This window comes from Acidovorax sp. GW821-FHT09B03 (assembly GCF_059418305.1).
On the sequence record NZ_JBWKPP010000026.1, the window covers coordinates 14,257 to 38,479 of the forward strand.

The following is a 24,223-nucleotide window of genomic DNA, read 5'->3' on the forward strand; positions in this document are numbered from 1 at the left end:
ACGGGGCGTTAGCTCAGTTGGTTAGAGCAGAGGACTCATAATCCTTTGGTCGCGGGTTCAAGTCCCTCACGCCCTACCATATCCCTCTTGGCATAGTTGCTATCAAAGTTGCAGCTTCTTGCCCGCATGGCGGGTGATGCCGCGTCAATTTTCTCCCCCTTCTCGCAGCACAAGCGGCCCCCGTCGCCCATGCACCTCTCCCCCGGCCGGGGAGGGCCCCTCAGGGCATCCGCATGTAACTTGTGCGCCGAATCACTGCATCAATGCAACGTTACCGTTACGATGCAAAGACACGTTATGTCACGTTTGCGGGCCTGCAGTGGGGCGGGCCTGGCGGCGCGTTGGCATGGTGACATGTCAGAACGATAGGCCAAACGGTCCTGGCATTCGCGGTTTTCTGCCCTGAAATTGGCGGCCCATGGTGAAGGGGGCCGCCGCGCGCGTGCCTGGTCATTTTTATTTTTGGAGTCCTCGATGCGGTATCTCATTGTTTTATTTTTGTCGGCACTGACCACCTTTGCGCAGGCGGCGAACTTCGTTTCGATGCACCAGTCTGCACACAAGATCGCCCTGCCGCCAGCGCCTGGCACCTTCAACTACACCTTTGACACCAAGGTCGGCTTCAAGGCGCAGTACGCGCCCACTGGCGTGACGGGCTGCGCGATCGGCTTCGGCACCGGCGGCTGCGCCTTCCCTGGTGGCGGTTCCCTCTCGCTGCCCGAATTCACCGGCTTCCAGATGCAGAGCCAGGAATTCAAGGTCTTCATTCCTGCCGGTGCGCGCTCGTTCCTGTTCTCCGGCTACGCGGCCCAGGGCACCCAGTCGGCCTTCGTGCTGCGCTACGGCAAGGAGCCGACCCGTGTCGCCGCCCTGAGTGGCAGCGAGTACCAGGCCGCCCAGACCGGCGAGCGCATCGACACCTCGTTTGCGCGCTTGGTCAATGAAGATGTCGACCACTTCGTCGTGCACGATGGTGGCGGCACCCTGCGCTTCGTGGGCGGCCAGCTCGATGCCAACCGCAGCAGCACCAGCCAGGGCAAGTGGCTCTATGTGCGCCAGCTGAGCGGCGCCGCGCTCTTCGACTACCAGGGCGCCATCGACGTGGACATGCCCAAGTACGCGGCCGGCTACAACGCCATCACCTGGACCACCAGCCCCTTCCCGGACCCTGTGGACGCTGCAAGCCCTGGCGGCGGTGGCGGCGGCACCACCAATCCACCGGTTGCAGGCACGACGGTCACCACCACGGTGGCTTCCACCGCCGGCCAGTCCCTCAAGCTGGACATCACGATGACGCAGTCGGCCACGGAGGTCGCCGCAAATCCCCAGATCAGCACCTGGGTGGCCGCGCGCATTCCCGCCAACGGCCTGTTCTACACGACGGACGCCTGGTTCTTCCGCAAGGTCGATGGCTGGGCCCAACTGTTGCTGCCCTTCCCCGAGAACGTGGCCTACTCCAGCCTGGGCACGAATGCGACCACCTTGAAGTTCTCGCCCTCGATGGACCTGACGGACACGGACCTGCGCGCCTTCAATATCGAGATCTATTTCGGCTACAAGACCAGCACGGGTGCCTTTGTCAGCAAGGGCAAGGTCTGGCCCCAGTAAACGGGTTGGCGCACGGCGCCTTCCCCATCTCGCAAAAAGGCCCTTCGGGGCCTTTTTGCATGCGGCAGCCGACAAGAGGGAAAGCCGGCCGATCAGGGGCGCCGGCCAATAAATTTGGCCTTTTTGCCTGGAGGCACCTTTTGCGTGCGCTACAATACGTGCAGCAGACGAGTTCTGTGATTGCCACAGGGTTTCACGTTGAGGCAAGCGCAGAAAGCAGCGATTTTTTGAAATGTTGAAAAATCCATGCTATAATTCGAAGCTTAGCGGCTGTAGCTCAGCTGGATAGAGTACTTGGCTACGAACCAAGGGGTCGTGGGTTCGATTCCTGCCAGCCGCACCAACAGGTAAGCCCTGATATCGCCAGGTATCAGGGCTTTTTCCTTTGTGCGCTCTGATTTCCCGCCAGCCCGTTGCGCAGTGCTGTTGGTAAGGGCTCTGGGCCCTGTAGTCGCCGTGGTGCGCACCTCGCGCAGTCTTCCTACACCTCCATTGCACATGGCGGCGCACTCTGTGGGTGAATTCTCACCATTGCCCACCGATGATGCCCACCCACGCAGTCACCTGCCAATTCAAGCGCGACCCCGCGTCGGAACATCTTGCCTCGACCCCGGTCGAGGTGGATGCGGAAGCCGTGCTTTTCAGCTGGACGGACCAGGAGGGCCGGGGCTACCAGGTGTTGCTGCGGGAGGGGGATCGGTTGGTGGCGACCTTGCGATGCGATGACCTGGAGCGCGCTGCCGCCACCGAGGAACTGGACCGGCAATGCCGGGCGCTCGGGCTTATCTGGGAGGCTGTCTCTCCAGTGGTGGAAACCGCATGGGCGTCTCCTGCTGCGGGCGCGGGCGGTGTGGCACCGCCTGGATTCGCCGTGTCTGGAGGTATTCACCATGGCCACTGATCCCAAGGACCACCCGCTGCACCAGGTGCCCAAGGACCTACCCCGGCCGCCTGGCGATCTGCCACCCGCTGGCCCGCCGCCGCTGTCCCCGCAGCAGCCAGGCACAGGGCCCTCGCCAGATGGAGTCGGCCCCTATGCGGGGGAGGAAGAGAACGAAGCCGGGGATCCCGTGGGCAAGCCACCCAGGATGTGAGGCACCAGCCTGTAGACACGTCAACCCGCGAGTGGCCGTTCAAGGATGGCCACCATGGTGCGCCGCCCTCACCATGCTGGCCCTGCGCCAGGAAGTGCATGGCCTGGCGCTGCCCCGGTGCCTGGAGAAAAGCCGGGAGCACTTCGTGGCGGGCATGGATGCCCAGCTAGAAGACATCGTGGCCTTCATAAGGGGGCCCTGTGTGCCTGCACCACGGCCAAAACGCGCCTCATGAACGAAAACTTCGTGGAGTTCGGCAACAAGGCATCTGCCTGCCCTGCGAACAGCTGAGAGACTGGGCGGGAAGGGCCGGGTGCCCGGAACGCGGGGCTGCCGCAGGGGTAACATGCCGCCATGAGCAAGGCTTTCACCAAGGAATCCGACCCGCAGGCCGATGACGACGAAGGGCCGGCACTGCCCCCCATCCCCGCCGGTTCGCGCAACTACATGACGCCCGCGGGCTATGCCCGGCTGCGCGGTGAGCTGCTGGACCTGATCGACAACGAGCGCCCGAAGATCGTCGAGGTGGTGCACTGGGCGGCCAGCAACGGCGACCGCTCGGAGAACGGCGACTATCTCTACGGCAAGAAGCGCCTGCGCGAGATCGACCGGCGCATACGCTTCCTCACCAAGCGGCTGGAGGTGGCCGAGGTGGTGGACCCGCTGGTCCACGCCGGCAGCGACCAGGTGTTCTTCGGCGCCACCGTGACCTATGTGGACGAAGAGGACGTGACCAGTACCATCACCATCATGGGCATCGACGAGGCCGACAGCGGCCGCGGCCAGGTGAGCTGGGTGTCGCCTGTGGCGCGCGCCCTGCTCAAGAGCCGGGTGGGCGACGAGGTGCCGCTGCCCACGCCGGGTGGCGTGCGCTCGCTGGAGGTGCTGGAGGTGCGCTACGAGCCGCACGATGCGCCGCCCGCGCAGGGGTCGCAGCCCCCTGATCGCTGAACGGCGGGTCAGGCCGCAGGGGTGATGCGGCTGGCGCGGATCACCGCAGGGGTGCGGCGCAGGTTGCGCAGGGCGGCCTCCACGTGGGCCTGGTCGCGCACGGCGACGATGAAGCGCAGGTCGGTGGTGTCCAGTGCCACCTCGTCGTCCATGTCCACGTGGGTGATGTCGGCCTCGGCGCTGGCCAGGTCGGCGGCCACGCGGGCCAGCACGCCCTTGCTGTTGGTGATGGTGACGACGATGCCGGTCTCGAACATGCGCACCGGCTCGTCCGCCCAGTCCACGGCGATGAAGCGCTCGCTGTCCTTGTGCTGCAGGCGCTTGGCCACGCCGCAGTGCGTGTTGTGCACCACCAGGCCCTCACCCCGGCCCAGGTAGCCCACGATGGCATCGCCCGGCACGGGGCGGCAGCAGTGGGCGTACTGCACCGATGCGTTCTCGCTGCCGTCCAGGGTGACGGCGCCTTGCGAAAGCCGCTCGTGCGAGGTGTAGCGCTCGCGGCTGAGCAGCAGCGCGTCGGGCCGGTGGCCGTGCTCGCTCATCAGCACCATGAGCCGCTTGGCCACGATGCTGGCGATGCGCTTGCCCATGCCCAGATCGGTCATCAGCTCGGTGCGCGTGCGGTTGCCGGTAAAGCGCAGCAACTTGTCCCAGATGGGCTGGGTTTCGGCGTTCACCGGGGGCAACTGTTCCAGGCCTTCGGAGCGGATGGCCTGGGTCAGCAGTTTCTCGCCCAGGCCCTCGGACTCGGCATGCGCCAGGGTCTTGAGGTAGTGGCGGATCTTGGAGCGCGCCCGGCCCGTGCGCACAAAGCCCAGCCAGGCCGGGTTGGGCGTGGAGATGGGCGCGGTGATGATCTCCACCACGTCGCCGTTCTTGAGCTCGGTGCGCAGGGGCACCTGCTCGTTGTTGATCTTGGCCGCCGTGGTGCGGTCGCCCACGTTGCTGTGGATGGCGTAGGCAAAGTCCACCACCGTCGCGCCGCGCGGCAGGGCCATGATCTGGCTCTTGGGCGTGAACACGTAGACCGCGTCAGGGAACAGGTCCACCTTCACGTGGTCCCAGAACTCGGCGGCGTCGCGCGTCTCGTTCTGGATGTCCAGCAGCGACTGCAGCCACTTGGTGCCCAGGCGCTCGGCCGAGGTGCCATCGCCGTCCTGCGCCTTGTACAGCCAGTGCGCGGCCACGCCGGCCTCGGCGATGACATGCATCTCGTCGGTGCGCATCTGGAACTCGATGTTCACGCCCGAGGGGCCCACCAGCGTGGTGTGCAGCGACTGGTAACCGTTGAGCTTGGCAATCGCGATGTGGTCCTTGAACTTGCCGGGTACCGGCTTGTACATCTGGTGCAGCACACCCAGGGCCGTATAGCAGTCCGTCACCGTGGGCACGATGACGCGAAAGCCGTACATGTCCGTCACCTGGGCAAAGCTCAGGTGCTTCTGGTCCATCTTCTGGTAGATGGCATAGAGCGTCTTTTCGCGGCCGGCCAGGCGCACCTGCATGCCGATGCGCGAAAACGCCGCGTCCACCTCGCTCTGCACGCGCTGCACCAGGTCGCGGCGGCGGTTGCGCGACTTGTTCACCGCCTTGGCCAGCGTGGCATAGCGCCAGGGGTGCAGGTGGCGGAACGACAGGTCCTGCAGTTCGCGGTAGGTCTGGTTTAGCCCCAGGCGGTGGGCGATGGGGGCGTAGATCTCCAGCGTCTCCGACGAGATGCGGCCCCACTTGCTGCGCGGCATGTCCGACAGCGTGCGCATGTTGTGCGTGCGGTCGGCCAGCTTGATGAGGATGACGCGTACGTCGCGCGCCATGGCCAGCAGCATCTTGCGGAACGACTCGGCCTGGTTTTCCTCGCGCGTGTTGAACTGCAGCTTGTCCAGCTTGGTCAGCCCGTCGACGAGCTCGGCCACCGGCGCACCGAAGCGCTCGATCAAATCGACCTTGGTCACGCCGCAGTCTTCCATCGCGTCGTGCAGCAGTGCGGCCATCAGGGCCTGGGCGTCAAGCTTCCAGGTGGCGCACTGGGCCGCCACCGCGATGGGGTGGGTGATGTAGGGCTCGCCACTGTTGCGCAGCTGGCCCAGGTGGGCCTCGTCGGCAAAGCGGTAAGCCTGGCGCACCTGCTCGATGCTGTGGGCGTCCAGGTAGTCCAGGTTGTCGGTGAGCGCGGCAAAGCTGGCAGCCGCGGCATTGGCCGCTGCCGCAGATGCACTGGCCGGAGCGTGGGTGGTGTCGCCAGGCCGGGCAGGTGCTGCCGAAGGAGTGTTGAACACCGCGTTCATGCCTTAAATGTAGCGCGGGTACGCGATACGGGTCGCCAGGGCAAAAAAAAGCACCGCATGGCAGCGGTGCTCTCGGGGCCGGGGCCCTTGCGCAGACTCAACCAGGAACCTTCTTGAGCATTTCCAGGCCGACCTTGCCTTCGGCGATCTCGCGCAGGGCGGTCACGGCGGGCTTGTTGCGGCTTTCGATGCGTGGAGCATGGCCCTGGCTCAGCATGCGGGCGCGGTAGGTCGCGGCCAGAACGAGCTGGAAGCGGTTGGGGATCTTTTCCAGACAGTCTTCTACGGTGATGCGTGCCATCGGTGGGTACTCCGGGGATTCAGGTGATATTGAGCGACTGGAAGGTGTCAGCACGGGCGCGTCGCTGGGCGGCGTACTTCAGGCGCTGGGCGTGCACAACGGCCTTCAGGTCAAAAAGCGCGCGCTCGAACAGTTCATTGATTATAACGAAGTCGAATTTGCTGACCTCCGCCATCTCGGTGGCGGCGTTCTTCAGGCGCACCTCGATCACGTCGGGCGAGTCCTCGCCCCGGCGTTCCAGGCGCGAGCGCAACTCTTCCCAGCTCGGTGGCAGGATGAACACCAGGATGGCATTGGCGAACGCCTCGCGGATCTGCAGCGCACCCTGGAAGTCGATCTCCAGGATCACGTCCGAGCCCTGGGCGATGCGCTCCTCGATGGCTTTCTTGGAGGTGCCGTAGCGGTTGCCGTGCACATGCGCCCATTCCACGAAGGCATTGCCCTCGACCATGGCGTCGAACTCGGACTGCGACGCGAAATAGTAGTCGCGCCCGTGCTTTTCCTGGCCGCGCGGGGGGCGGGTGGTGTGCGAGATGGACAGGTGAACGTGCGAGTCCAGCTCCAGCAGGGCCTTGACCAGGCTGGATTTGCCGGCGCCGCTCGGGGCTGCCACTACGAAGAGGTTTCCTGGGTAGTCCATAGATGAAGGTGTGCGCCGTGCGCTCAAACCATGAATGTCATTCGATATTTTGCACCTGCTCGCGCATCTGCTCGATCAGGACCTTCATGTCCACGCTGATGCGGGTCAGGTCCAGCGCTGCCGACTTGGAGCCCAGGGTGTTGGCCTCGCGGTGCAGTTCCTGGATCAGGAAGTCCAGGCGTTTGCCGACTTCGCCGCCCTTCTTGAGCAGGCGTTCTATCTCGTCGAGGTGCGAATCCAGGCGGGTGATCTCCTCGGCCACGTCGATGCGGATGGCAAACGCCGTGGCTTCGGTAAGGGCACGGTCACGGGCGGCCTCGGGCAGGGTGGCGCCGTCGGTCAGGGCCATGGCCTCCTTCCAGCGCTCCATGAAACGCTGGCGCTGCTGCTCCACCAGCAGGGGCACCAGGGGCACGGCCTGCTGGGCCAGCTCGCGCAACTGCTTGAGCCGGTCCAGCAGCATGGCTGCCAGGCGCTTGCCTTCGCGCTCGCGGGCGGACATCAGCGCGGTGAGCGCCTCTTCGGCCAGGACGGGCACGGCCTCGCTCCAGTCCTCGTTGCCCGAATGGGCGTTGGCGCACAGGCGCAGGGCGTCGGCCACGCTCAGCGGCGCGGCGTTGGGCAGCCAGGACTTGACCGAGTCCTGCAGGGAGTTGAGGCGCTGCAGCAGCCGGGCGGGCGGATCTTGCAGGGTGTTGCTGTCCTCGTTCTCCAGCGCGGCGCGTACTTCCACCTTGCCTCGCTTGAGCTTGGCGGTCAGCAGGGCCCGCAGGGCGGGTTCCATGGCGCGCAGTTCGTCGGGCAACCGGAACGACAGGTCCAGGAAGCGGCTGTTGACCGAGCGGATCTCCAGCCCCAGGCGGCGCGCCTGGGTGGCGCGGCCCTCGGTTTCAGCGCCGGCGGCGGATGTGCCGTGCTGCGCGCTGGCATAGCCGGTCATGCTGTAAACTGGCATTGGACTTTTTGATGGTTGCTTGCGATCCGGCGATTATCCGGGTTCCGCCTTACCCCCGAGTCATCTTCGCAAAATATGTCAAAAATCAAACCGGCCCCCTTGCCACCCGATACCGCGATTGGTGGTTACCGTGTGGTGCGCCGGTTGTCATCCGGTGGTTTCGGGGTGGTTTACCTGGCCCTCGATACCGAAGGCCAGCAGGTCGCCATCAAGGAATACCTGCCCTCGTCCCTGGCCACCCGTGCCCCGGGCGAGCTGCTGCCAAAGGTGCAGTCCGAGAAGCTGTCGCTGTACCGCCTGGGCCTCAAGAGCTTCTTCGAAGAAGGCCGCGCGCTCGCGCAGATCTCGCACGCCTCGGTGGTGAGCGTGCTCAACTTCTTCCGTGAGAACGAAACCGTCTACATGGTGATGAACTACCTGGAGGGTGCCACCCTGCAGGACTTCATCATCACCGCGCGCGACCTCAAGACGCAGAAGGTGTTCCGCGAGTCCACCATCCGCTCGCTGTTCGACGAGGTGCTGCGCGGTCTGCGCATCGTGCACCAGCACAAGATGCTGCACCTGGACATCAAGCCGGCCAACATCTTCATCACCGACGACAACAAGGCGGTGATGATCGACTTCGGCGCGGCGCGCGAGGTGCTGTCCAAGGAAGGCAACTTCATCCGCCCCATGTACACGCCCGGCTTCGCCGCACCCGAGATGTACCGGCGCGACTCGTCCATGGGCCCCTGGACCGACATCTACGCCATCGGCGCCTGCATCTACGCCTGCATGCAGGGCTTTCCGCCCAACGAAGCGCCCCAGCGCATCGAAAAAGACCGCCTCTCGCTGGCACTGACCAAGCTGCGCGGTGTGTACTCCGACAACCTCATCGAGGTGGTGGAGTGGTGCATGGCGCTCGACCCGCTGTCGCGCCCGCAGTCGGTGTTCGCGCTGCAAAAGGAACTCAGCCGCGAAGGCGAGCGCCGCTATACCAAGCTCACGGTGGCCGAGAAGATGCGCCTGCAGCTCGATACCCTGGTGTCCGACACCAAGAAGAATGTGCAGAAGGTGGGTGAAGCCACCGGGATCGGAGCCAAGCCCAAATGAACACGGCGCACGCAAAGCAGGTCCAGGCGCCCTGCCTGTCCGTCCTGGCGCCCCCTTGCCTGGGTGAATCACTATGAAGTTCTCCGTGTTCCAGATCAGCCGCCGCGGCGGCCGCGAGAAGAACGAAGACCGCATGGGCTATTGCTACACGCGCGAATCGGGCCTGTTCGTGCTGGCCGATGGCATGGGTGGCCATCCCGAGGGCGAGGTGGCGGCGCAGATCGCGCTGCAGACCGTCTCGGCGCTGTTCCAGCGCGAGGCCAAGCCCCAGCTCAAGGACGTGCAGGAGTTCCTCTCGGGCGCCTTGCTGGCCGCGCACCACCAGATCCTGCGCTACGCCACCGACAAGGGCATGCTCGACACGCCGCGCACCACGCTGGTGGCGGCCGTGGTGCAGGCCGGCACGGCCACCTGGATCCACTGCGGCGATTCGCGCCTGTACATGGTGCGCGACGGCGACCTGCTCACGCGCACACGCGACCACTCGTACATGGAGTTGCGCAACAACCCACCGCCGGGGCTGGAGCGCATCAACCGCAACGTGCTGTTCACCTGCCTGGGATCGCCGACCAAGCCCATCTACGACATCACCGGCCCGGTGTACCTGGAGCAGGGCGACCGCATCCTGCTGTGCTCCGACGGCCTGTGGGGCACGCTCAGCGATGAAGAGATCGCCAAGCAGATGGCCCTCCAGGCGGTGTCGCATGCCGTGCCCGAACTGGTGGAGGACGCTCTGCGCAAGGCTGGCGACAGCAGCGACAACGTGACCGTGGTGGCGCTGGAGTGGGAGACGCCCGATGCCTTCGAGTCCACCCAGGGCGTGTCCACCGACAGCATCAGCGACGACGTGTTCGCCTCCACCATCCAGGCCGGGCCGCTCGACGGGCTGGTGGACGACCTGGACGACGCCGCCATCGAGCGCTCGATCGCCGAGATCAACGAAGCCATCCGCCGCTCCGCCGCACGCAAGGCCTGACGGGCTGGCAGCGCCGTCAGGCCTGCACTCCCCGGGGGCGTGGCCGGCCTGGCACCGATCTGAGATACCTGTCTTTCGCACCTGCGCCACCGCGGCGGCACGCGAGGGCCTTTCTTCCTTCTGTACCGGAAACACCATGACCGCTTTCACCCGCACCAGTGCCCGTGCCGCCGACCAGTTGCGCCCCGTGCGCATCACCCGCCACTACACCATGCATGCCGAGGGCTCGGTGCTGATCGAGTTCGGCAACACCAAGGTGCTGTGCACCGCTTCGGTGGAAGAGCGCGTGCCACCGCACAAGCGCGGCAGCGGCGAAGGCTGGGTCACGGCCGAGTACGGCATGCTGCCGCGCGCCACCCACAGCCGCAGCGACCGCGAGGCCGCGCGCGGCAAGCAGAACGGCCGCACGCAGGAGATCCAGCGCCTCATCGGCCGCAGCCTGCGCGCCGTGTTCGACCTGAAGCTGCTGGGCGAGCGCACCATCCAGCTCGACTGCGACGTGATCCAGGCCGACGGCGGCACCCGCACCGCCGCCATCACCGGCGCCTGCGTGGCCGCGCAGGATGCGGTCACCAAGCTGTTGGCCGCCGGCAAGATCGCCAAATCCCCGCTGGTCCAGTCGGTGGCCGCCATCTCGGTGGGCATCGTCGAAGGCACGCCGCTGCTGGACCTGGAATACGTGGAGGACGTGGGCTGCGACACCGACATGAACGTGGTCATGACCGGTGCGGGACACTATGTGGAAGTGCAGGGCACGGCCGAGGGCGTGGCCTTCACGCGCAAGGAGATGGATGCGCTGCTGGCCCTGGCCGAAAAAGGCATTGCCGAGCTCATCACGCTCCAGCAGCAGGCACTTCGCGACTGATTTCGATTTTCCCGGGGCCGGGTGCCGGCCCCATGACGACAAAGATGGTTCCCACGATGAAACTGGTCCTCGCCTCCAACAACCGCGGCAAGCTGGCCGAGCTGAAGGCCATGCTGGCGCCGCTCGCGGTCGAACTCGTGCGCCAGGGCGACCTGGGCGTGGGCGAGGCCGAGGAGCCCTTTCGCACCTTTGTCGAGAACGCCCTGGCCAAGGCGCGCTTTGCCGCTGCCCACACCGGCCTGCCGGCCCTGGCCGACGATGCAGGCCTGTGCGTGGACGCCTTCGGCGGCCTGCCGGGCGTGGATACGGCCTACTACGCCACGCAGTTCGGCTACGAAAAAGGCGACGACACCAATGTGCGCGCCATCCTGGAGCAGATGCAGCACATCGACCAACGCCGTGCCGCCATGGTCAGCACCCTGGTGGCCGTGCGCAGCCCCGAAGACCCCGAGCCCCTGATCGCCGTGGGCCGCGTGGTCGGCGAGATCACGCGCGCGCCGCGCGGCAGCAACGGCTTCGGCTTCGACCCGGTGATGTTCATCCCCGAATTCGGCAAAACCTTCGCCGAGCTGCCCGTGGAAGTGAAGAACGCCCACAGCCACCGCGGCCGCTCGGCCCAGCAGATGCTGGCGCTGATGCGCGAGCGCTGGTTCTGAGCCAATCCGGACGCTCCCATGGCCCACATCCCCATCGTCCCCGACACCGAGGCCGCCGAGCCCGCGGTGGTGCGCGACATCCAGCACTACATGCGCGCCGGCCTGCTGCAGTTGCAGAGCCTGCCGCCGCTGTCGCTGTACGTGCACCTGCCCTGGTGCATCCGCAAGTGCCCGTACTGCGACTTCAACTCGCACGAGTACCGGGGTGCTGCCGCAGGGGCCGACGCTGCGCACGCCGCAGCCCCTGGCGAGGTGCCCGAGCAGCGCTACATCGACGCCCTGATGGCCGACCTGGAGGCTGCGCTGCCCCTGATCTGGGGCCGCCCGGTGCACAGCATCTTCATCGGCGGCGGCACGCCCAGCCTGTTCTCGCCCGCGGCCATCGACCGCCTGGTGGGCGGCATCCGCGCGCGCCTGCGCCTGGAGGCAGACTGCGAGATCACCATGGAGGCCAACCCCGGCACCTTCGAGAAGGACCGCTTCAAGGCCTTCCGCGCCGCGGGCATCACGCGCCTGTCCATCGGCGTGCAGAGCTTCAACGACCGGCACCTCAAGGCCCTGGGCCGCGTGCACGACCGCGCCCAGGCCCTGGCCGCCGTGCGCGAAGCCGCCGAGGCCTTCGACACCTTCAACCTCGACATCATGTACGCCCTGCCTGGGCAGACCCCGGCCGAGCTGGAGGAAGACATGGCCCTGGCCCTGTCGCTGAATCCACCGCACATCTCGATCTACCACCTGACCATCGAGCCCAACACCTACTTCGCCAAGTACCCGCCGGCCATCCCCGAGGACGACCAGGCCTACGCCATGCTCGACCGCATCACCGAGATGACGGGCAAGGCCGGCCTTTCGCGCTACGAGATATCGGCCTACGCGCGGGCCGGCCACCAGTGCTGGCACAACACCAACTACTGGCAGTTCGGCGACTACCTGGGCATTGGCGCGGGCGCGCACAGCAAGCTCAGCTTTGCCCACCGCGTGGTGCGCCAGGTGCGCTTTCGCGACCCGGGCCGCTACATGGACAACGCGCTGGCCGGCCACGCCGTGGCGCAGGACGAAGAGGTGCGCCGCGCCGACCTGCCGTTCGAGTACATGCTCAACGCCCTGCGCCTGCGCGAGGGCTTTGCGCTCAAGGACTTCACCGAGCGCACCGGCCTGCCCATCACCGCCATCGCCAAGGCCCTGGACAGGGCCGAGGCCAAGGGCCTGATCGTGCGCGAGCCGGGCGGCCAGGTACGGCCCACGGAGCGGGGCTTCGACTTCCTGAGCGACCTGCAGGAACTCTTCCTGGCCGATTAGTGCATGGCGTGGCGCTGCAGCCTCCACAGCGCGAACAGCGCGCCCAGCGCCACGAGCGAGATACCAAAGGCCAGCCACAGGGCGGCGTGGGGCCCCGCACCGGTCAGCAGTGCGGCGAAGGCCGGCGGCGCCACGGCGAACGACAGGTTCAGCGGCATCGCCAGCCGCGCCGACGCGCGTGCATAGGCGGCGGCCGGAAACACCTGCAGCGGCAGTGTCGCACGGCTCACCGCAATCACCCCGCCCGCCATGCCGTAGACCAGCGCGAACAGCAGCGCGCCGGTGAAGCTTTCGGCCGACAGCAGCACGATGAAGCTCAAGGGGAACAGGGCCGACGCCGCCAGCCCCAGCGCAAAGCCCGACCAGCGCCCGCCCCCGAGGAAGTCGAACAGCCGCCCCGCCCACTGCGCGATGCCGATGAACGAGGCCGCCGCCAGCGCGCTGGCATGGCTCAGCCCCGCCGCCTCGAACAGGATGATGATGGTGAGCGCGAAGCCCCAGGTCACGAAGCCGTTGGCCGCGAAGGTCGTGGCCAGCAGCACGAAGCGCGGCCGGTCGATGGCCACGGGCTCCGCGGCGGCGTGCGCCATGGCCTGCCCGCGCGGGCGGCGCGCCAGCATGGCCCAGTGCAGCGGCAGGCACACCAGCAGCACCAGCGCTGCAAAGGCCAGCGTCGCCACGCGCCAGCCCCACTGGGCCTGCAGCACGCCCGTGAGTGGCCAGAACAGCGTGGAGGTGAGGCCCCCGGCGAGGATCAGCACACCGAGTGCCCGGCGCGCCTTGTCGCCCGCGATCTCGGTCACCGCGATCTGCGCCGGCGTGCTCAGCATGCCGGCGCCCGCCAGGCCCAGCACGGTCCACGCCAGCAGGTAGGACACAGGGCCCTGCGCCAGCCCCACCAGCGCCAGGCCCAGTGCGCCCAGCAGCGAGCCCAGCACCATCACCGGGCGCGCGCCGTGGCGCTCGAACACGGCGCCCAGAGGCCACGAGACCAGGGCCATCACCACCAGCATGGCCGTGGGCCCGGCCATCACCAGCGGCAGGCCCATGCCCAGCTCAGCCGCCATGGCCGGCCCCGTGACGGCCGGCAACCAGAAGGTGGAACCCCAGCCGATGAGCTGGGTGAGCGACAGCGCGGCAATGGCGCGGGTGGTGGGGGAGGGCAGGGGCATCGGGAAAACGCGTGGCGCACAACAACCGCAAGCAGAGCGGCTTGCACACCGATGGTACTTGCAGGCCTGGCCGCCCGGGCTGCGCCCTGGGGTGGCGGGCGATGGCTCTCAGCCGCAGCCGCCGGGCCCCGGCCGGCCATGGCAACCTCAGCCGCAACGCACCGTGGTGATCTTTCCGCTCGCGTCTATCACCAGGTTCAGGCGCTCGGCGTTGAACTCCATGGTCACGGGCTGGTTGTCGCGCAGCACGCGGGCCATGGCCGCGCCGGAAGCCACGCGTGCCTGCTCCACCGTGCTGGCGGTGGGCTGCTTGCCCTTGGCACCCTGGGCGGGTGCGGCATTGCAGGTACCGCCCTTGGGGCCGGGGCCCACCGAGGGCGTGCTGTCGGTCGCGGGCGTGCGCGCGGGTGTCCCGGCGCAGCCTGCGAGGAGGGCCAGGGCGAGGCCCGCGCAGGTGGCGAGAAGGGGGCGGTGGGGGCTGCGGCGCATGGAGTCTCCTGAAAAGAAAAAGGCGAAGGGGTACAGAGAAGGCTTGTGTCCACCACCATACTGCCTGGCGTGCCACCCATTTGTGACGCGGCGTAACCGCCATGGCGCTGCCTACTGGGAAGGCTGCCCGGTGCAGGACATTTCCTACACGGGCCTCCTCGGCTCTCCGACTCCGCGTTTTCATCGAAAGTGCGCCAATGCAGCCATAGCCCCTGTTTTTGCCGCACGCGAGGATGGAAACCATGCACTTCGAAGACCTTCACATGAGGCGCCTTGAACTGATCGGCGAGCCCGATCCCCTGCAGATGGGCCAGCCCATGCGCACAGCCTCGCAATCCCAGCAGAGCGAATACCTCATGGTGGGCCGCACCGACATGGCCCACGTGCAGGTGGAGCCGCAGTTCGGCGATACGGTGTACGGCGAATTCCAGGCAATGGGCTGAAACCCTTGCAGAAGGACACCACCATGCTTGCCGCCATTGCCAATCCCAGCCCTCGCCAGCGCCCCGCGCGGGAGGAGGACGACGCTGTGCCGGGCAGCCTGATCCTGCACATCGCCCACGATGGCGCGCACAGCTACCGTGCGCGCATGTTCGATGAGCGCGACCAGGTCGGCGCCCCCACCTACCACTCGCGCATCGACGAGGCCATCCGCTGGTATGGCGAGCATTCGCCGGTCGCTGGCGTCAAGGCCTTCCGCATCTGGTATGGAGGCTGGTGCGCTGGCAGCTTCGGCCTGGTGGAGATGGAGCGGGACGCCGACGACATTGCCGAGCGCCTGCTGGTCCTGGCCCTGGTCGCGCGCTGACCCCGCCACCGCGTCCACGCAGGAGCCCGCTCTAACGCGGCTTCCTCGCTTTCTTCTGGTCGCACCCCGCCGCTGCGCTGCCTTCAGGACGGTGCGGCGTGCAGCCGTTTCAAGGGATCAGGTAGTAGTACCAGATCCAGGGTGAGTAGACCAGGCTGGGCGCCCATGCCACCACGATGATGCCGTTGTAGAACGGGCAGTTGTACCGGTCTGCGAAGTAGCCGTCGAAGGGGATGAAGGTGCCCGCCACCGTGCAGCCCAGATAGCCGGTCAACTGCAAGAAGGCATCGTTGCGCGTCAGGTAGCCGATGGACTGGGTGGCCGTCGGGTACGTGGTGCCCGTGCTGGTGCTCAGCAGGTAGGTGTAGAAGTAGGTGGGCTCGATCACCAGGGCCTGGCTGGTGGCCCCCTTGGTGGCCGGGCTGGCCACCGGCTGCGCCATGGGCGGCAGCTGCACTGCATCCAGGTTCGGCGCCTCGCTGGCCTGCGCCAGCGCGCCGTGCGATACCGCCAAGGCCAACAGCAGCAAGAGTAGCTTCTTCATGGCATTCCCCCGGGAATTTGATACCCATGGTTGCACTCTCCGAACAAGAGTGCAAGCCCGTACGACCAGTTTTCTGCGAAATCGAAGCTGACAGAAGGCTGTCGCCCTGGTGCCAGTGCTGGTATAAACGCGCTCGGTCACCGGGCATGAGGGCGCCGGTGCTGCCACTACGACAAAGACCAGAGGAGACACATGAACCCGAGCGCTGCCGCGACCCCCGTCCGCCCATGGCTTTTGAGCCCCGTTCTCTGTGCCGGCGCCCTGCTGGCAATGCTGGGGGTGGCGCAGGCGGCCCCCATCGTGGTGGGGCAGGTGGCGCCGCTGTCGGGCCTCAAGGCCAGCGATGGCCGGGGCTACTCGGCGGGCATGCAGATGTACTTCAACCACGTCAACAAGTCCGGCGGCATCAACGGCAACACCCTGGTGCTGGCCCGCAAGGACGACACCGGCCGCGCCGACCAGACCCTGGCCGCCACCCAGCAGCTGCTGGCCGAGCAGCGCCCGTTGCTGCTGGCTGGCTACATGGGCGCCGGCAACCTGGCCGCGCTGCAGAAATCCGGCCTGCTGGCCAAGGAGAAGATTGCCTTGGTGGGCTACCGCAGCAGCACCTTCCAGCCCGACTCGCCCCTGCTCTACAACGTGCGCGCCGGCCTGCGCGACGAGATCGGCAAGATCGCCGAGCACCTGGCCACCGTGGGCATCACCAAGCTGGGCCTGCTGTACGAGGAAGGCCCCGACGCCCCCGCGCTGCTCGCCAGCGCCGAAGAGGCCGTGAAGAAGAACGGCGGCAGCCTCATGGCCAAGGGCTCCTACGAGATGGACACCCTGCGCATGGAGAACGCCAACAAGCTGCTGCAGGCGGCCAAGCCCCAGGCCATCATCCTCATCACCAGCGGCGCCGCCGCTTCGGCCTTCATCGAGAAGTACCGGCTGGAAGGCGGCACGGCACGGCTCTTCGCCTCTTCCGACGTGGACCTGGAGCAGCTGGCCAAGCGCCTGGCCGAGGAGCACATGCAGGGCATATCGATCGCCCAGGTCACGCCCAACCCGTACCGCGCATCGAGCAAGCTGAGCAAGGAATTCCGCGAGGTGCAGGCCAAGAGCGGCGACCCCGATGTGCCCGTGAGCTACGCCATGATGGAGGGCTACATCGCCGCCAAGGTGATCGCCGAGGCCGCGCGCCGTGCCGGCGCCAAGCCGACGCGCGAGAACCTGGCTGCCGCGCTGGACAGCATCGACAGCCTGGACCTGGGCGGCTACACCGTGGGCTACCGTCCTGGCCAGCGCAGTGGCTCGCGCTTCGTGGAGCTGTCCATCGTGAGCGCCACTGGCCGCATCCGGCAGTAGCGCCGGCTTATCACCCCCCGTTGTCCATGGTGCGCCAACTGCAGGGAGCGCCTCAGGGGGCGTCTCGTCTCAGCGCAGCAGCGCCCCGCCCCGTCGCACCAGGGCTTCGTTGCCCTGCCGGTCGGCGGCGATCTGCTGTGCGAAGGCAGCCACCGTACCGCCTGCGGGCAGCACATGCTTGTCGCGCAGCGAGGCCGCCAGCCCTCCTGCACCGAGGATGCGGTTGACCGCCTCGTTCAGCCCCTGCACCAGGGCAGGCGGCGTGTGCGCCGGTGCGAACAGACCGAACAGCGAACTCAGGTTGGCGCGCGGGTAGCCCAGCTCCGCCAGCGTGGGCACATCGCGCAGGCCCGCCAGCCGGTCGGGCGAGCCCACGGCCAGTGCGCGCAGGCGCCCTGCGGCCACGTACTCGAGCTGCTGCGCCGCGAGGTTGGTGGACAGCACTTCGAACTGGCCACTCAGCGCGTCGTTGAGCTGCACTCCACCGCCCTGGTAGGGCACGTGGGTGATGTCGGCACCGCTGTGCAGCCGCGTCTGGGCCAGCACCATGTGCCCGGTGGTGGCCACGCCCGAGCTGGCCCAGCGCACGGCGCCGGGCCGCGCGCGGGCCAGGGCGATCATGTCGGTGAACGAGCGCGGCCCCAGGGCCGGCGTGCCGATGACCAGCACCGGTGTGTGCATGACGCCCACGATGGGCATGACCTGGGTGAGCAGGTCGCGTGCACCTGGCACCAGCAGAGGCTGCAGCGTGAGCGGCGTGATGGCCGAGAAGGCCAGCGTGTGCCCGTCGGGGGCGGAGCGGGCCAGCAGGTCGATGCCCACTGCGCCGCCGGCACCTGCGCGGTTGTCCACCAGCACCGGTACGCCCAAGGTCTGCGCCAGTGGCTGCGCCAGCGCACGCGCGGTCGCATCGCTCACGCCCCCGGGCGGGTACACCACGATCAGGCGCACGGGGCGGTTGGGCCACGGTACGGCCTGTGTGGCGGCATGCACGGCCGGCATGCCGGCCACCAGTGCAGCACCGCCCAGGGCCCCGCGCAGCAGGCGGCGGCGCGGCCAGGCGGTGGTGTGAGGCGGCGCGGTCTCAGGCGGCTGCAGTGGCACCACGGGCCCTTTCGGCCGCGATCTTCGTGACCAGTTCCACAAAGGCCCCCGTGGGGCCATGGCAGTCGCTCTTGCGGTAGGCCAGGGTCAGCGGCGCACCCAGCTTCACCGCGCGGGCCAGCGGCCGGTAAACGATGGCGTTGTGGTGCGTGCCCTGCATGGACGAGGGCACCACCGAGATGCCGGCACCGGCGGCCACCAGGTTCAGGTTGGTCATCATGCGGTCGACCTCCGAGACCACGTTGATGGCCACGCCCTCGCGCGTGCACAGCTCCAGCAGGTTGGCATACAGCCCCGGCGCGCCGGGCTTGCGCACGAAGATGAACTTCTCGCCCTGCAGCTCCTTGAGCTGCACCGCGCCGGGCTTCTTGCCCGCGGGCAGCTGCGCCAGCGGGTGGTCGCGCGGCATGGCCAGCACCGCAGGTTCCTGCAGCAAGGTCTTGAGCACCACGCCCTTGGGCCACGCCACGGGCACGCGCAGAAAGCCGCAGTGCAGGCGCGAGGAGGCCACCGCGTCGGTGATCTCGGCGGCGTTGTTCTCGCTCACCACCAGCTGGATGCCGGGGTAGGTGGCGCGGCACATGCGCAGCGCCTCGGGCGTGAAGTCGTGCGCTGCCGACGAGCTGGTGAAACCGATGGAGAGCATGCCCTGGCTGCCATCGGCAAAGGCCAGCATCCGCTCCTGCATGGCCGCGCAGTCGCGCAGCAGGCGCGTGGCCTCGGCATAGAACAGCTGGCCCGCATCGGTCAGCGTCACGCCCTTGGGGTGGCGCAGGAACAGGGGCACGCCCAGCTCCACCTCCAGGCCCTTGATCTGCTGGCTCAGCGGGGGCTGCTGCATGCCCAGGCGCTCGGCGGCGCGCGTGATGTGCCGGGCATCCGCGACGGCGACGAAGTAGCGCAGGTGCCGGAACTCGATATTCATAACGTATGGACCACAGATTATTCAGGTGTTTGGCATGTGCAGCCTACGCTCCTAGGATACGCCCTGTTCCCTGCAGCCGGCCTCGTCGGTTTCCCTGTGGCGGGCCTTGTGCCCCGCGCACCAGCACGTATCAGCACGCACCGGGAACACGCGTTTTTCAACAACAACAACCGGAGACCCATCCATGCCTTCCACCACCGGCTCGCGCAGCCCGGTCGCTTCGTCGACCCTGTCCGTTCTGTCCACCCTGTCGGCCATCACCCTGCTGTCCGCCTGTGGCGGCAGCGACGGCCCTTCGTACCCGCCCGAGGCCAAGCCCACGCCCGTGGCCTGCCCTGCCGAGCTGCCCGCCACCGCCACCTGCCTGGGCGGGCGCGACTCGGCCGGCGCCTACTACCTCATCGCCACGCCCAAGGACTGGGGCGGCAACCTGGTCCTGCACGCCCACGGCGGGCCCGACCTGGCCGCCCCCACGGCCGAGCGCGCGCAGGAAGACCTGGTGCGCTGGGCCATCATGGTCAAGGCCGGCTACGCCTGGGCGGGTTCCACCTTCCGCCAGGGCGGCGTCGAAGTGCGCGCAGCGGCCGAGGACACCGAGCGCCTGCGCCGCATCTTCAACGAGCACGTGGCGGTCCCCAGGCGCACCGTGCTGCACGGGCAGTCATGGGGCGCGGGCGTGGCGGCCAAGGCCGCCGAGATGTTCACCGCGCAGACCGTGGGATCGCAGCCCTACGATGCCGTGCTGCTCACCAGCGGCGTGCTGGCCGGCGGCACGCGCTCCTACGATTTCCGCCTGGACCTGCGCGTGGTCTACCAGTACCTGTGCAACAACCACCCGCGGCCCACCGAAGCGAGCTATGCGCTCAACCTCGGCCTGCCGGCCACCTTGACCCTGGCGCGCGACGACTTCAACGCCCGTGCCAACGAATGCCTGGGCCTGGACAAGACCGCCGCGCAGCGCACGCCCGAGCAGCAGCGCAAGGTCGAGACCATCGAAAAGGTGGTCAAGATCCCCGCCAGCTCGATCTCCGCCCACCTGAGCTGGGGCACTTACCATTTCCAGGACGTGACCGCCAAGCGCACCGGCGGCGCCAGCCCCTTCGGCAACACCGGCGTGGTCTACAGCGGCTCGGCCGACGACGCTGCGCTCAATGCCGGCGTGCTGCGCTACCGCGCCGACCCGGTCGCCGTGCAGCGCTTCGGCGACGACACCGACCCCAAGGGCACCATCCCCGTGCCCGTGCTCACCACCAAGTGGATCAGCGACCCCACGGCCTTCGTCGAACTCGATGCCTACTTCAAGACCGTGATGGACCGCGGCGGCAGCGGCGAGCGCCTGGTGCAGACCTTCGTGAACACCGGCACGCACAGCTACATCAGCGACCCGACCTACCCGGCCCTGGTGACCTCGCTGCTCGACTGGGTGGAGACGCGCACCAAGTCCACGCCCACCAGTGTGGCGCAGCGCTGCACCTCGCTGGAAGCGCGCTTCGGCGCGGGCTGCAGTTTTGCACCGGCCTATGTGCCCGGTGCGCTGGAGACACGCGTGCCAGCGCGCACGCGGCCCTGATCAAGGGGGCCGGGCGCAGCGGAGCGGCTAAACCGTGGCGGGCAAGCTGTCTGCCAGCCGTGCCTCCACCACCGCATTGCGGAACTGCTTGACGCAGCGCTGCTGCGCATCCGCGCGCAGCCACTGCAGTGCGTGCGGCCCCACCCAGACCTGCGCGTCGGGCTTGCCGGGGTTGGCGGAGCGCCCCGGCACGGCCGGGCCGAAGGGCAGGCTGGGGTTGCACCAGCGGACCACCGCGTTGGCGTAGTGCTTGCGCACGAAGCGGCCCAGGGCCTTGTAGCGCCGCTCCACCCCCTGGGCGGCTTGCGCGCTGGCGCTGCCCGTGGAGACCGCGATGCGCCCCTCGGTGAGCACACCGCCTGTGAAGACCTCGGAGCGCAGGAACTGCACGGTGGCGTACTCCGATTCGCAGTACCAGTCGTTGCAGCCGGCGATGTAGCGCGCGTCGAGCGCGGCCTGGTCATCGGGCGACCAAAGGATGCAATAGCTGCCGCGGATGGCGTCGAGGGTGCGGAACGTCTGTGGCTCTGCGGCCTTCCAGCGCGGGCCGTCGATCAGCAGCACCGCAGGGTCGGCAAGGACCTGCGCCGCGAACTCGCGCTCGTCGTCGGGGTGCATCACAAAGCGCAGTTGGCTGTTCATCGGCGAAGAAGGGCGGGGGCGCGCCTCTGGAATGCGCCGTCAGCGGTCCACGTACTGGGCATCGAAGCGCTTGCGCGCCGCCAGGTGGGCGTCGGCGCAGGGGCGCGTGGTCGGATCGGCCCGGCACACCGGGCTGGGCTGGAAGTAGCGGGCCCAGGCGTCGGCCCGGCGCTGCTGGCGCTCGGCTTCCAGCCGGGCGGCCAGTGCCTGGGCCGTCTTGAGGTCGTCGTCGGCTTTCTTCTGGCTCTGCGCATCCTGCGTGGCCGGCAGGGGCTGGCTGGCGGGGGGCTCGGCCTGTGGCGGGGCTGGCGGTGGCGGTACGGGGAGCGCGGGCGGCGGTGGTGGCGGTGCGGGCTGGACCACCACGGGCGGCGGCGTGGCCTGCGTGCTGTTGTTGTTGTTGTTGTTGTTGTCGTCGCCTACGGGCCGTGACTGCATCACTGCGGGCGTGGCTGGCGGTGGTGCCGGTGGGCGCTGGCCGACGATGGCATCGTGGGCGAACAGGGCCGCCAGGCCGCCGATGAACACGCCCAGCGCGATCCTGGCAACGTCCGGCAGAAAGGGGCCCCTGCCGGCCGCGGGTGACGAATCTGGTTGCATGGCACACCTCCTGCGGGCAGTGTAGCCGTGCATGCGCCGGCGCACTGGTCAAATCGCAGGCACTGCGTTGAAACCCGCGCCAGTGCTGGGCCCGGCGGGTATGCACAGGTGTTATCCACAGGGTCATCCACGGTGGCTGTGGACGGTTGCCACTTGCCGCGGGGCGCGATGCACCGGGGCTGTTCTCAGCACCACGGGCGGGCTTTTTCCAGCCCTGTGCCAGGGCCGAAAAATTGCCCGGAACGCCGTGCCCCACCGTGCGGCAGCGGGCTGATGAAAGAACAGGCACCGCGTCGCAAGCCGCGCCAGTGCTGGCTTTGCGGCGTATCCCCGGGGGTTTTCCACAGAGTCATCCACGGCGGCTGTGGATGGCGTGTCCGTGCCTGCACGCCGCGCCCTCGGCGCGCTTGGGGGCGGGCCGCGGAGGCGGCTGCGGCGCGTGGCTGATGAATTCGCAGGCACCGCGTTGCAGGCCGCGCCAGTGCTGGTTCTGGCGTGCCTGTACAGGAGTTGTCCACAAAGTCATCCACGCCGGCTGTGGAGTTTGCGGGCGCCCGTGGAGGCCCTGTTTCACCCGCTGCACGCCCATTGGTCAATTCACAGGCACCGCGTTGCAAGCCGCGCCGGCATTGGCTTTGCGCGGCATGCACAGGCCTTTTCCACAGGGTCATCCACGGTGGCTGTGGACTCATTGTGCTGTGCAGGCGCCGCAGGCATGGCAAGGGGCAGGGCAGGTTCGCTGCGGACGGGCAGAGGCGCCGGTGACTGCGCAGGGCTGATGAATTCGCAGGCACTGCGTTGCAGGCCGCGCCAGTGCTGGCTCTAGCGCGCATTCACCGTGCTTGTCCACAGGGTCATCCACGCCCCCTGTGGACGGTGTGCGCGCCTGCGGCACCCCCTGCACCGGGCACTGATGAAATGGCAGGCATCGCGTTGCAAGCCGCGCGGGCATTGGCTTTGCGCCGTATCCACCGGCGTTTTCCACAGGGTCATCCACGGTGGCTGTGGACGGTGGGTGCGGTGGTGCAAGCCAGGGCGAACTGGAGCGCGTCGCCATGGCTGGGGGTTTTGCCTACACCACCGCGCCGGTTGGGCGCTTAAGGTGCAGGTTTTGCAAGGAGGTGCCGCATGATCTACAGCTACCGGATCGCCCACACCCCATCAGCGGGCACTGCAGCGCTGGCTGGCCTCCCGGCGGAGCCCAGCAGGGACGATGTGCTGCAGGCCTATTGCGCATTCAGGGGGGTCCTCAAGCACGTCGTCCGCTCCATGCCGCGGGCCAAGGCGCGCCTGCGGGCCGCCAAGCCGACATGCGACGGCCTGTACATCCGGCTCGACACCCACCTCGACAAGGCAAGCGTGCACCAGCTCGTGTCGTCGTTCCTCATGCACACCAACGAGGCCAGGCAGGGCCTGCATCTGACGGCGACGCCCTTGTAGCCTTGTGGCGCCAGCCTACAGGGCGTTCAGCCTGCGGGCTTCTGCCGTAGCAGCTGCGCGATGCGCGCCTTGCACCAGTGGATGGTGGCGGCCACGGCATCGGGCATGGCGGCCAGCCCGCCATCTTCCAGTCCGTCCAGGTAGGCCCGTGCCGCGCGTTGCACCAGCGCAGCGTGCTCGGGCGGCATGCGCTCTGCCGCCCAGGCGGCCGCAGCATCCTTCGATGCAATGGCGCCGGTGCTGGCGCTGTACCAGATGCGTGCCAGGGCGAGCAGGATGGAGGCCTCTTCCCCCTGCCAGTCGGGCGGTGCATTCCACTGCGCGATGGTGTCGGCCAGCGCCCGGCGCAGGTCGCTGGCGGGCACGGGGGCGAACAGGTCCACCGCGGGTGGGCCTACCAGTGCCACGCTGTGCAGCCGCAGCTTGGTGAGCAGGATGGCCAGGTCAGGGTCCACCATGGCGGGCTCGAAGCGGCCGGCCAGGATGTCGTCGCGCAGCCATTCGCCAAACTGCATCTCGCGCCACGCCGGGTAGCGCCAGGGAACGACCTCGTCGAGGACGACCACCGTCGCCTCCAGCGCGCGCAGGGCGCCGGGGCTGCCGGGCGGGGCCGAGTGTGCCAGCAGCGCACGCATCAGCGCCTCGCGCGTGGCACCGGCCAGGGGCTGGGCCACGGTCACCATGAGGTCGATGTCGCTGCGGGGCTGCAGGCCGCCGTGCACCGCCGAGCCGTACAGGTGGATGGCGCGCAGGCCATCGCCCAGGTGGTGGGCGAGCACGGCGCACGCACCTGTGAGCTGGGGAACGATGTCGGGTGCAGGCTCCATGCCCGCGAGCATACGTTCGGTCAGGAAAATCCC

The 24,223-nt window shown here is 67.9% G+C and carries 25 protein-coding genes and 2 tRNA genes; 15 read left to right on the forward strand and 12 right to left on the reverse strand.

What is annotated here, in order from left to right:
• Positions 1–2: 2 nt before the first annotated feature.
• The 5 genes from AC07PA_RS29770 to greB all read left to right on the forward strand — a co-directional run bounded on the left by AC07PA_RS29770 (position 3) and on the right by greB (position 3,653).
• Positions 3–79: transfer RNA gene (locus AC07PA_RS29770), tRNA-Ile, on the forward strand.
• 395 nt (positions 80–474) lie between these two features.
• The gene (locus AC07PA_RS29775) at positions 475–1,608 is read left to right on the forward strand and encodes a hypothetical protein (protein WP_494609867.1); all 1,134 of its coding nucleotides are present in this window, start codon (positions 475–477) and stop codon (positions 1,606–1,608) included.
• Between the two features lie 266 nt (positions 1,609–1,874).
• Positions 1,875–1,951 (forward strand) — tRNA-Arg (locus tag AC07PA_RS29780).
• A 198-nt stretch (positions 1,952–2,149) separates the two neighbouring features.
• The gene (locus AC07PA_RS29785; protein ID WP_494609868.1) at positions 2,150–2,509 is read left to right on the forward strand and encodes a hypothetical protein; all 360 of its coding nucleotides are present in this window, start codon (positions 2,150–2,152) and stop codon (positions 2,507–2,509) included.
• Positions 2,510–3,056: 547 nt separating this feature from the next.
• Positions 3,057–3,653, forward strand: coding sequence for a transcription elongation factor GreB (gene greB, locus AC07PA_RS29790; RefSeq protein WP_494609869.1), 597 nt, complete (start codon positions 3,057–3,059; stop codon positions 3,651–3,653).
• An 8-nt stretch (positions 3,654–3,661) separates the two neighbouring features.
• Here the strand turns inward: greB and AC07PA_RS29795 are convergent, their stop codons facing one another.
• From AC07PA_RS29795 to AC07PA_RS29810, 4 genes are all read right to left on the reverse strand, one after another.
• Positions 3,662–5,938, reverse strand: coding sequence for a RelA/SpoT family protein (locus AC07PA_RS29795; RefSeq protein ID WP_494609870.1), 2,277 nt, complete (start codon positions 5,936–5,938; stop codon positions 3,662–3,664).
• A gap of 97 nt (positions 5,939–6,035) precedes the next feature.
• Positions 6,036–6,239, reverse strand: a complete 204-nt coding sequence (gene rpoZ / locus AC07PA_RS29800) for a DNA-directed RNA polymerase subunit omega (RefSeq protein WP_005794722.1) — start codon at positions 6,237–6,239, stop codon at positions 6,036–6,038.
• Between the two features lie 19 nt (positions 6,240–6,258).
• On the reverse strand, positions 6,259–6,879 hold the full coding sequence (gmk, locus tag AC07PA_RS29805; protein ID WP_007855564.1) for a guanylate kinase: 621 nt from the start codon (positions 6,877–6,879) through the stop codon (positions 6,259–6,261).
• A gap of 37 nt (positions 6,880–6,916) precedes the next feature.
• Complete coding sequence (locus tag AC07PA_RS29810) at positions 6,917–7,834, reverse strand: YicC/YloC family endoribonuclease (RefSeq protein ID WP_494609871.1); 918 nt, start codon at positions 7,832–7,834, stop codon at positions 6,917–6,919.
• 75 nt (positions 7,835–7,909) lie between these two features.
• Here AC07PA_RS29810 and AC07PA_RS29815 point away from each other — a divergent pair, with 75 nt between their 5' ends.
• From AC07PA_RS29815 to hemW, 5 genes are all read left to right on the forward strand, one after another.
• Positions 7,910–8,926 carry a serine/threonine protein kinase gene (locus tag AC07PA_RS29815; RefSeq protein ID WP_007855567.1) on the forward strand — a complete coding sequence of 339 codons (1,017 nt, stop codon included), beginning with the start codon at positions 7,910–7,912 and terminating at the stop codon, positions 8,924–8,926.
• Between the two features lie 73 nt (positions 8,927–8,999).
• Positions 9,000–9,902, forward strand: coding sequence for a PP2C family protein-serine/threonine phosphatase (locus AC07PA_RS29820; protein WP_007855569.1), 903 nt, complete (start codon positions 9,000–9,002; stop codon positions 9,900–9,902).
• A gap of 136 nt (positions 9,903–10,038) precedes the next feature.
• A complete protein-coding gene (gene rph / locus AC07PA_RS29825) occupies positions 10,039–10,767 on the forward strand; it encodes a ribonuclease PH (RefSeq protein WP_494609872.1) in 729 nt (242 codons plus the stop codon).
• A 56-nt stretch (positions 10,768–10,823) separates the two neighbouring features.
• Positions 10,824–11,423: an RdgB/HAM1 family non-canonical purine NTP pyrophosphatase gene (gene rdgB / locus AC07PA_RS29830; RefSeq protein ID WP_494609873.1), complete on the forward strand. Its 600-nt coding sequence runs from the start codon at positions 10,824–10,826 to the stop codon at positions 11,421–11,423.
• Between the two features lie 18 nt (positions 11,424–11,441).
• Positions 11,442–12,722, forward strand: coding sequence for a radical SAM family heme chaperone HemW (hemW, locus tag AC07PA_RS29835; RefSeq protein ID WP_494609874.1), 1,281 nt, complete (start codon positions 11,442–11,444; stop codon positions 12,720–12,722).
• On the opposite strand, the gene AC07PA_RS29840 is transcribed toward hemW, so the two are convergent.
• Together AC07PA_RS29840 and AC07PA_RS29845 are read right to left on the reverse strand one after the other, a co-directional pair.
• The gene (locus tag AC07PA_RS29840) at positions 12,719–13,894 is read right to left on the reverse strand and encodes an MFS transporter (protein WP_494609875.1); all 1,176 of its coding nucleotides are present in this window, start codon (positions 13,892–13,894) and stop codon (positions 12,719–12,721) included. The genes hemW and AC07PA_RS29840 overlap by 4 nt on opposite strands.
• Positions 13,895–14,041: 147 nt before the next feature.
• Positions 14,042–14,383 carry an I78 family peptidase inhibitor gene (locus AC07PA_RS29845; RefSeq protein WP_494609876.1) on the reverse strand — a complete coding sequence of 114 codons (342 nt, stop codon included), beginning with the start codon at positions 14,381–14,383 and terminating at the stop codon, positions 14,042–14,044.
• A 263-nt stretch (positions 14,384–14,646) separates the two neighbouring features.
• Here AC07PA_RS29845 and AC07PA_RS29850 point away from each other — a divergent pair, with 263 nt between their 5' ends.
• Positions 14,647–14,826 (forward strand): hypothetical protein, encoded by a 180-nt coding sequence (locus tag AC07PA_RS29850; RefSeq protein WP_494609877.1) that lies wholly within the window; start codon positions 14,647–14,649, stop codon positions 14,824–14,826.
• A gap of 23 nt (positions 14,827–14,849) precedes the next feature.
• Positions 14,850–15,191 carry a hypothetical protein gene (locus tag AC07PA_RS29855; protein WP_494609878.1) on the forward strand — a complete coding sequence of 114 codons (342 nt, stop codon included), beginning with the start codon at positions 14,850–14,852 and terminating at the stop codon, positions 15,189–15,191.
• A 109-nt stretch (positions 15,192–15,300) separates the two neighbouring features.
• On the opposite strand, the gene AC07PA_RS29860 is transcribed toward AC07PA_RS29855, so the two are convergent.
• Positions 15,301–15,735, reverse strand: a complete 435-nt coding sequence (locus tag AC07PA_RS29860) for a hypothetical protein (RefSeq protein WP_494609879.1) — start codon at positions 15,733–15,735, stop codon at positions 15,301–15,303.
• Positions 15,736–15,927: 192 nt separating this feature from the next.
• On the opposite strand from AC07PA_RS29860, the gene AC07PA_RS29865 reads away from it, so the two are divergent.
• The gene (locus AC07PA_RS29865) at positions 15,928–17,082 is read left to right on the forward strand and encodes an ABC transporter substrate-binding protein (protein ID WP_007855585.1); all 1,155 of its coding nucleotides are present in this window, start codon (positions 15,928–15,930) and stop codon (positions 17,080–17,082) included.
• Positions 17,083–17,151: 69 nt separating this feature from the next.
• On the opposite strand, the gene AC07PA_RS29870 is transcribed toward AC07PA_RS29865, so the two are convergent.
• Both AC07PA_RS29870 and AC07PA_RS29875 read right to left on the reverse strand, forming a co-directional pair.
• Positions 17,152–18,186 carry a Bug family tripartite tricarboxylate transporter substrate binding protein gene (locus AC07PA_RS29870; protein WP_494609881.1) on the reverse strand — a complete coding sequence of 345 codons (1,035 nt, stop codon included), beginning with the start codon at positions 18,184–18,186 and terminating at the stop codon, positions 17,152–17,154.
• Positions 18,167–19,105 (reverse strand): LysR family transcriptional regulator, encoded by a 939-nt coding sequence (locus tag AC07PA_RS29875; RefSeq protein WP_494609918.1) that lies wholly within the window; start codon positions 19,103–19,105, stop codon positions 18,167–18,169. The genes AC07PA_RS29870 and AC07PA_RS29875 overlap by 20 nt, the downstream gene beginning before the upstream one ends.
• A 190-nt stretch (positions 19,106–19,295) precedes the next feature.
• Here AC07PA_RS29875 and AC07PA_RS29880 point away from each other — a divergent pair, with 190 nt between their 5' ends.
• Positions 19,296–20,681, forward strand: a complete 1,386-nt coding sequence (locus AC07PA_RS29880; RefSeq protein WP_494609882.1) for a hypothetical protein — start codon at positions 19,296–19,298, stop codon at positions 20,679–20,681.
• A 27-nt stretch (positions 20,682–20,708) separates the two neighbouring features.
• Here the strand turns inward: AC07PA_RS29880 and AC07PA_RS29885 are convergent, their stop codons facing one another.
• The gene (locus AC07PA_RS29885; protein WP_494609883.1) at positions 20,709–21,323 is read right to left on the reverse strand and encodes a DUF8467 domain-containing protein; all 615 of its coding nucleotides are present in this window, start codon (positions 21,321–21,323) and stop codon (positions 20,709–20,711) included.
• A 39-nt stretch (positions 21,324–21,362) separates the two neighbouring features.
• Complete coding sequence (locus AC07PA_RS29890; RefSeq protein WP_494609884.1) at positions 21,363–21,923, reverse strand: hypothetical protein; 561 nt, start codon at positions 21,921–21,923, stop codon at positions 21,363–21,365.
• Between the two features lie 1,128 nt (positions 21,924–23,051).
• Between AC07PA_RS29890 and AC07PA_RS29895 the strand changes: the two genes are divergently transcribed.
• Positions 23,052–23,363 carry a hypothetical protein gene (locus AC07PA_RS29895; protein ID WP_494609885.1) on the forward strand — a complete coding sequence of 104 codons (312 nt, stop codon included), beginning with the start codon at positions 23,052–23,054 and terminating at the stop codon, positions 23,361–23,363.
• 26 nt (positions 23,364–23,389) lie between these two features.
• Here AC07PA_RS29895 and AC07PA_RS29900 read toward each other — a convergent pair whose 3' ends face one another.
• A complete protein-coding gene (locus AC07PA_RS29900) occupies positions 23,390–24,190 on the reverse strand; it encodes an aminoglycoside adenylyltransferase family protein (RefSeq protein ID WP_494609886.1) in 801 nt (266 codons plus the stop codon).
• Positions 24,191–24,223: the final 33 nt, after the last annotated feature.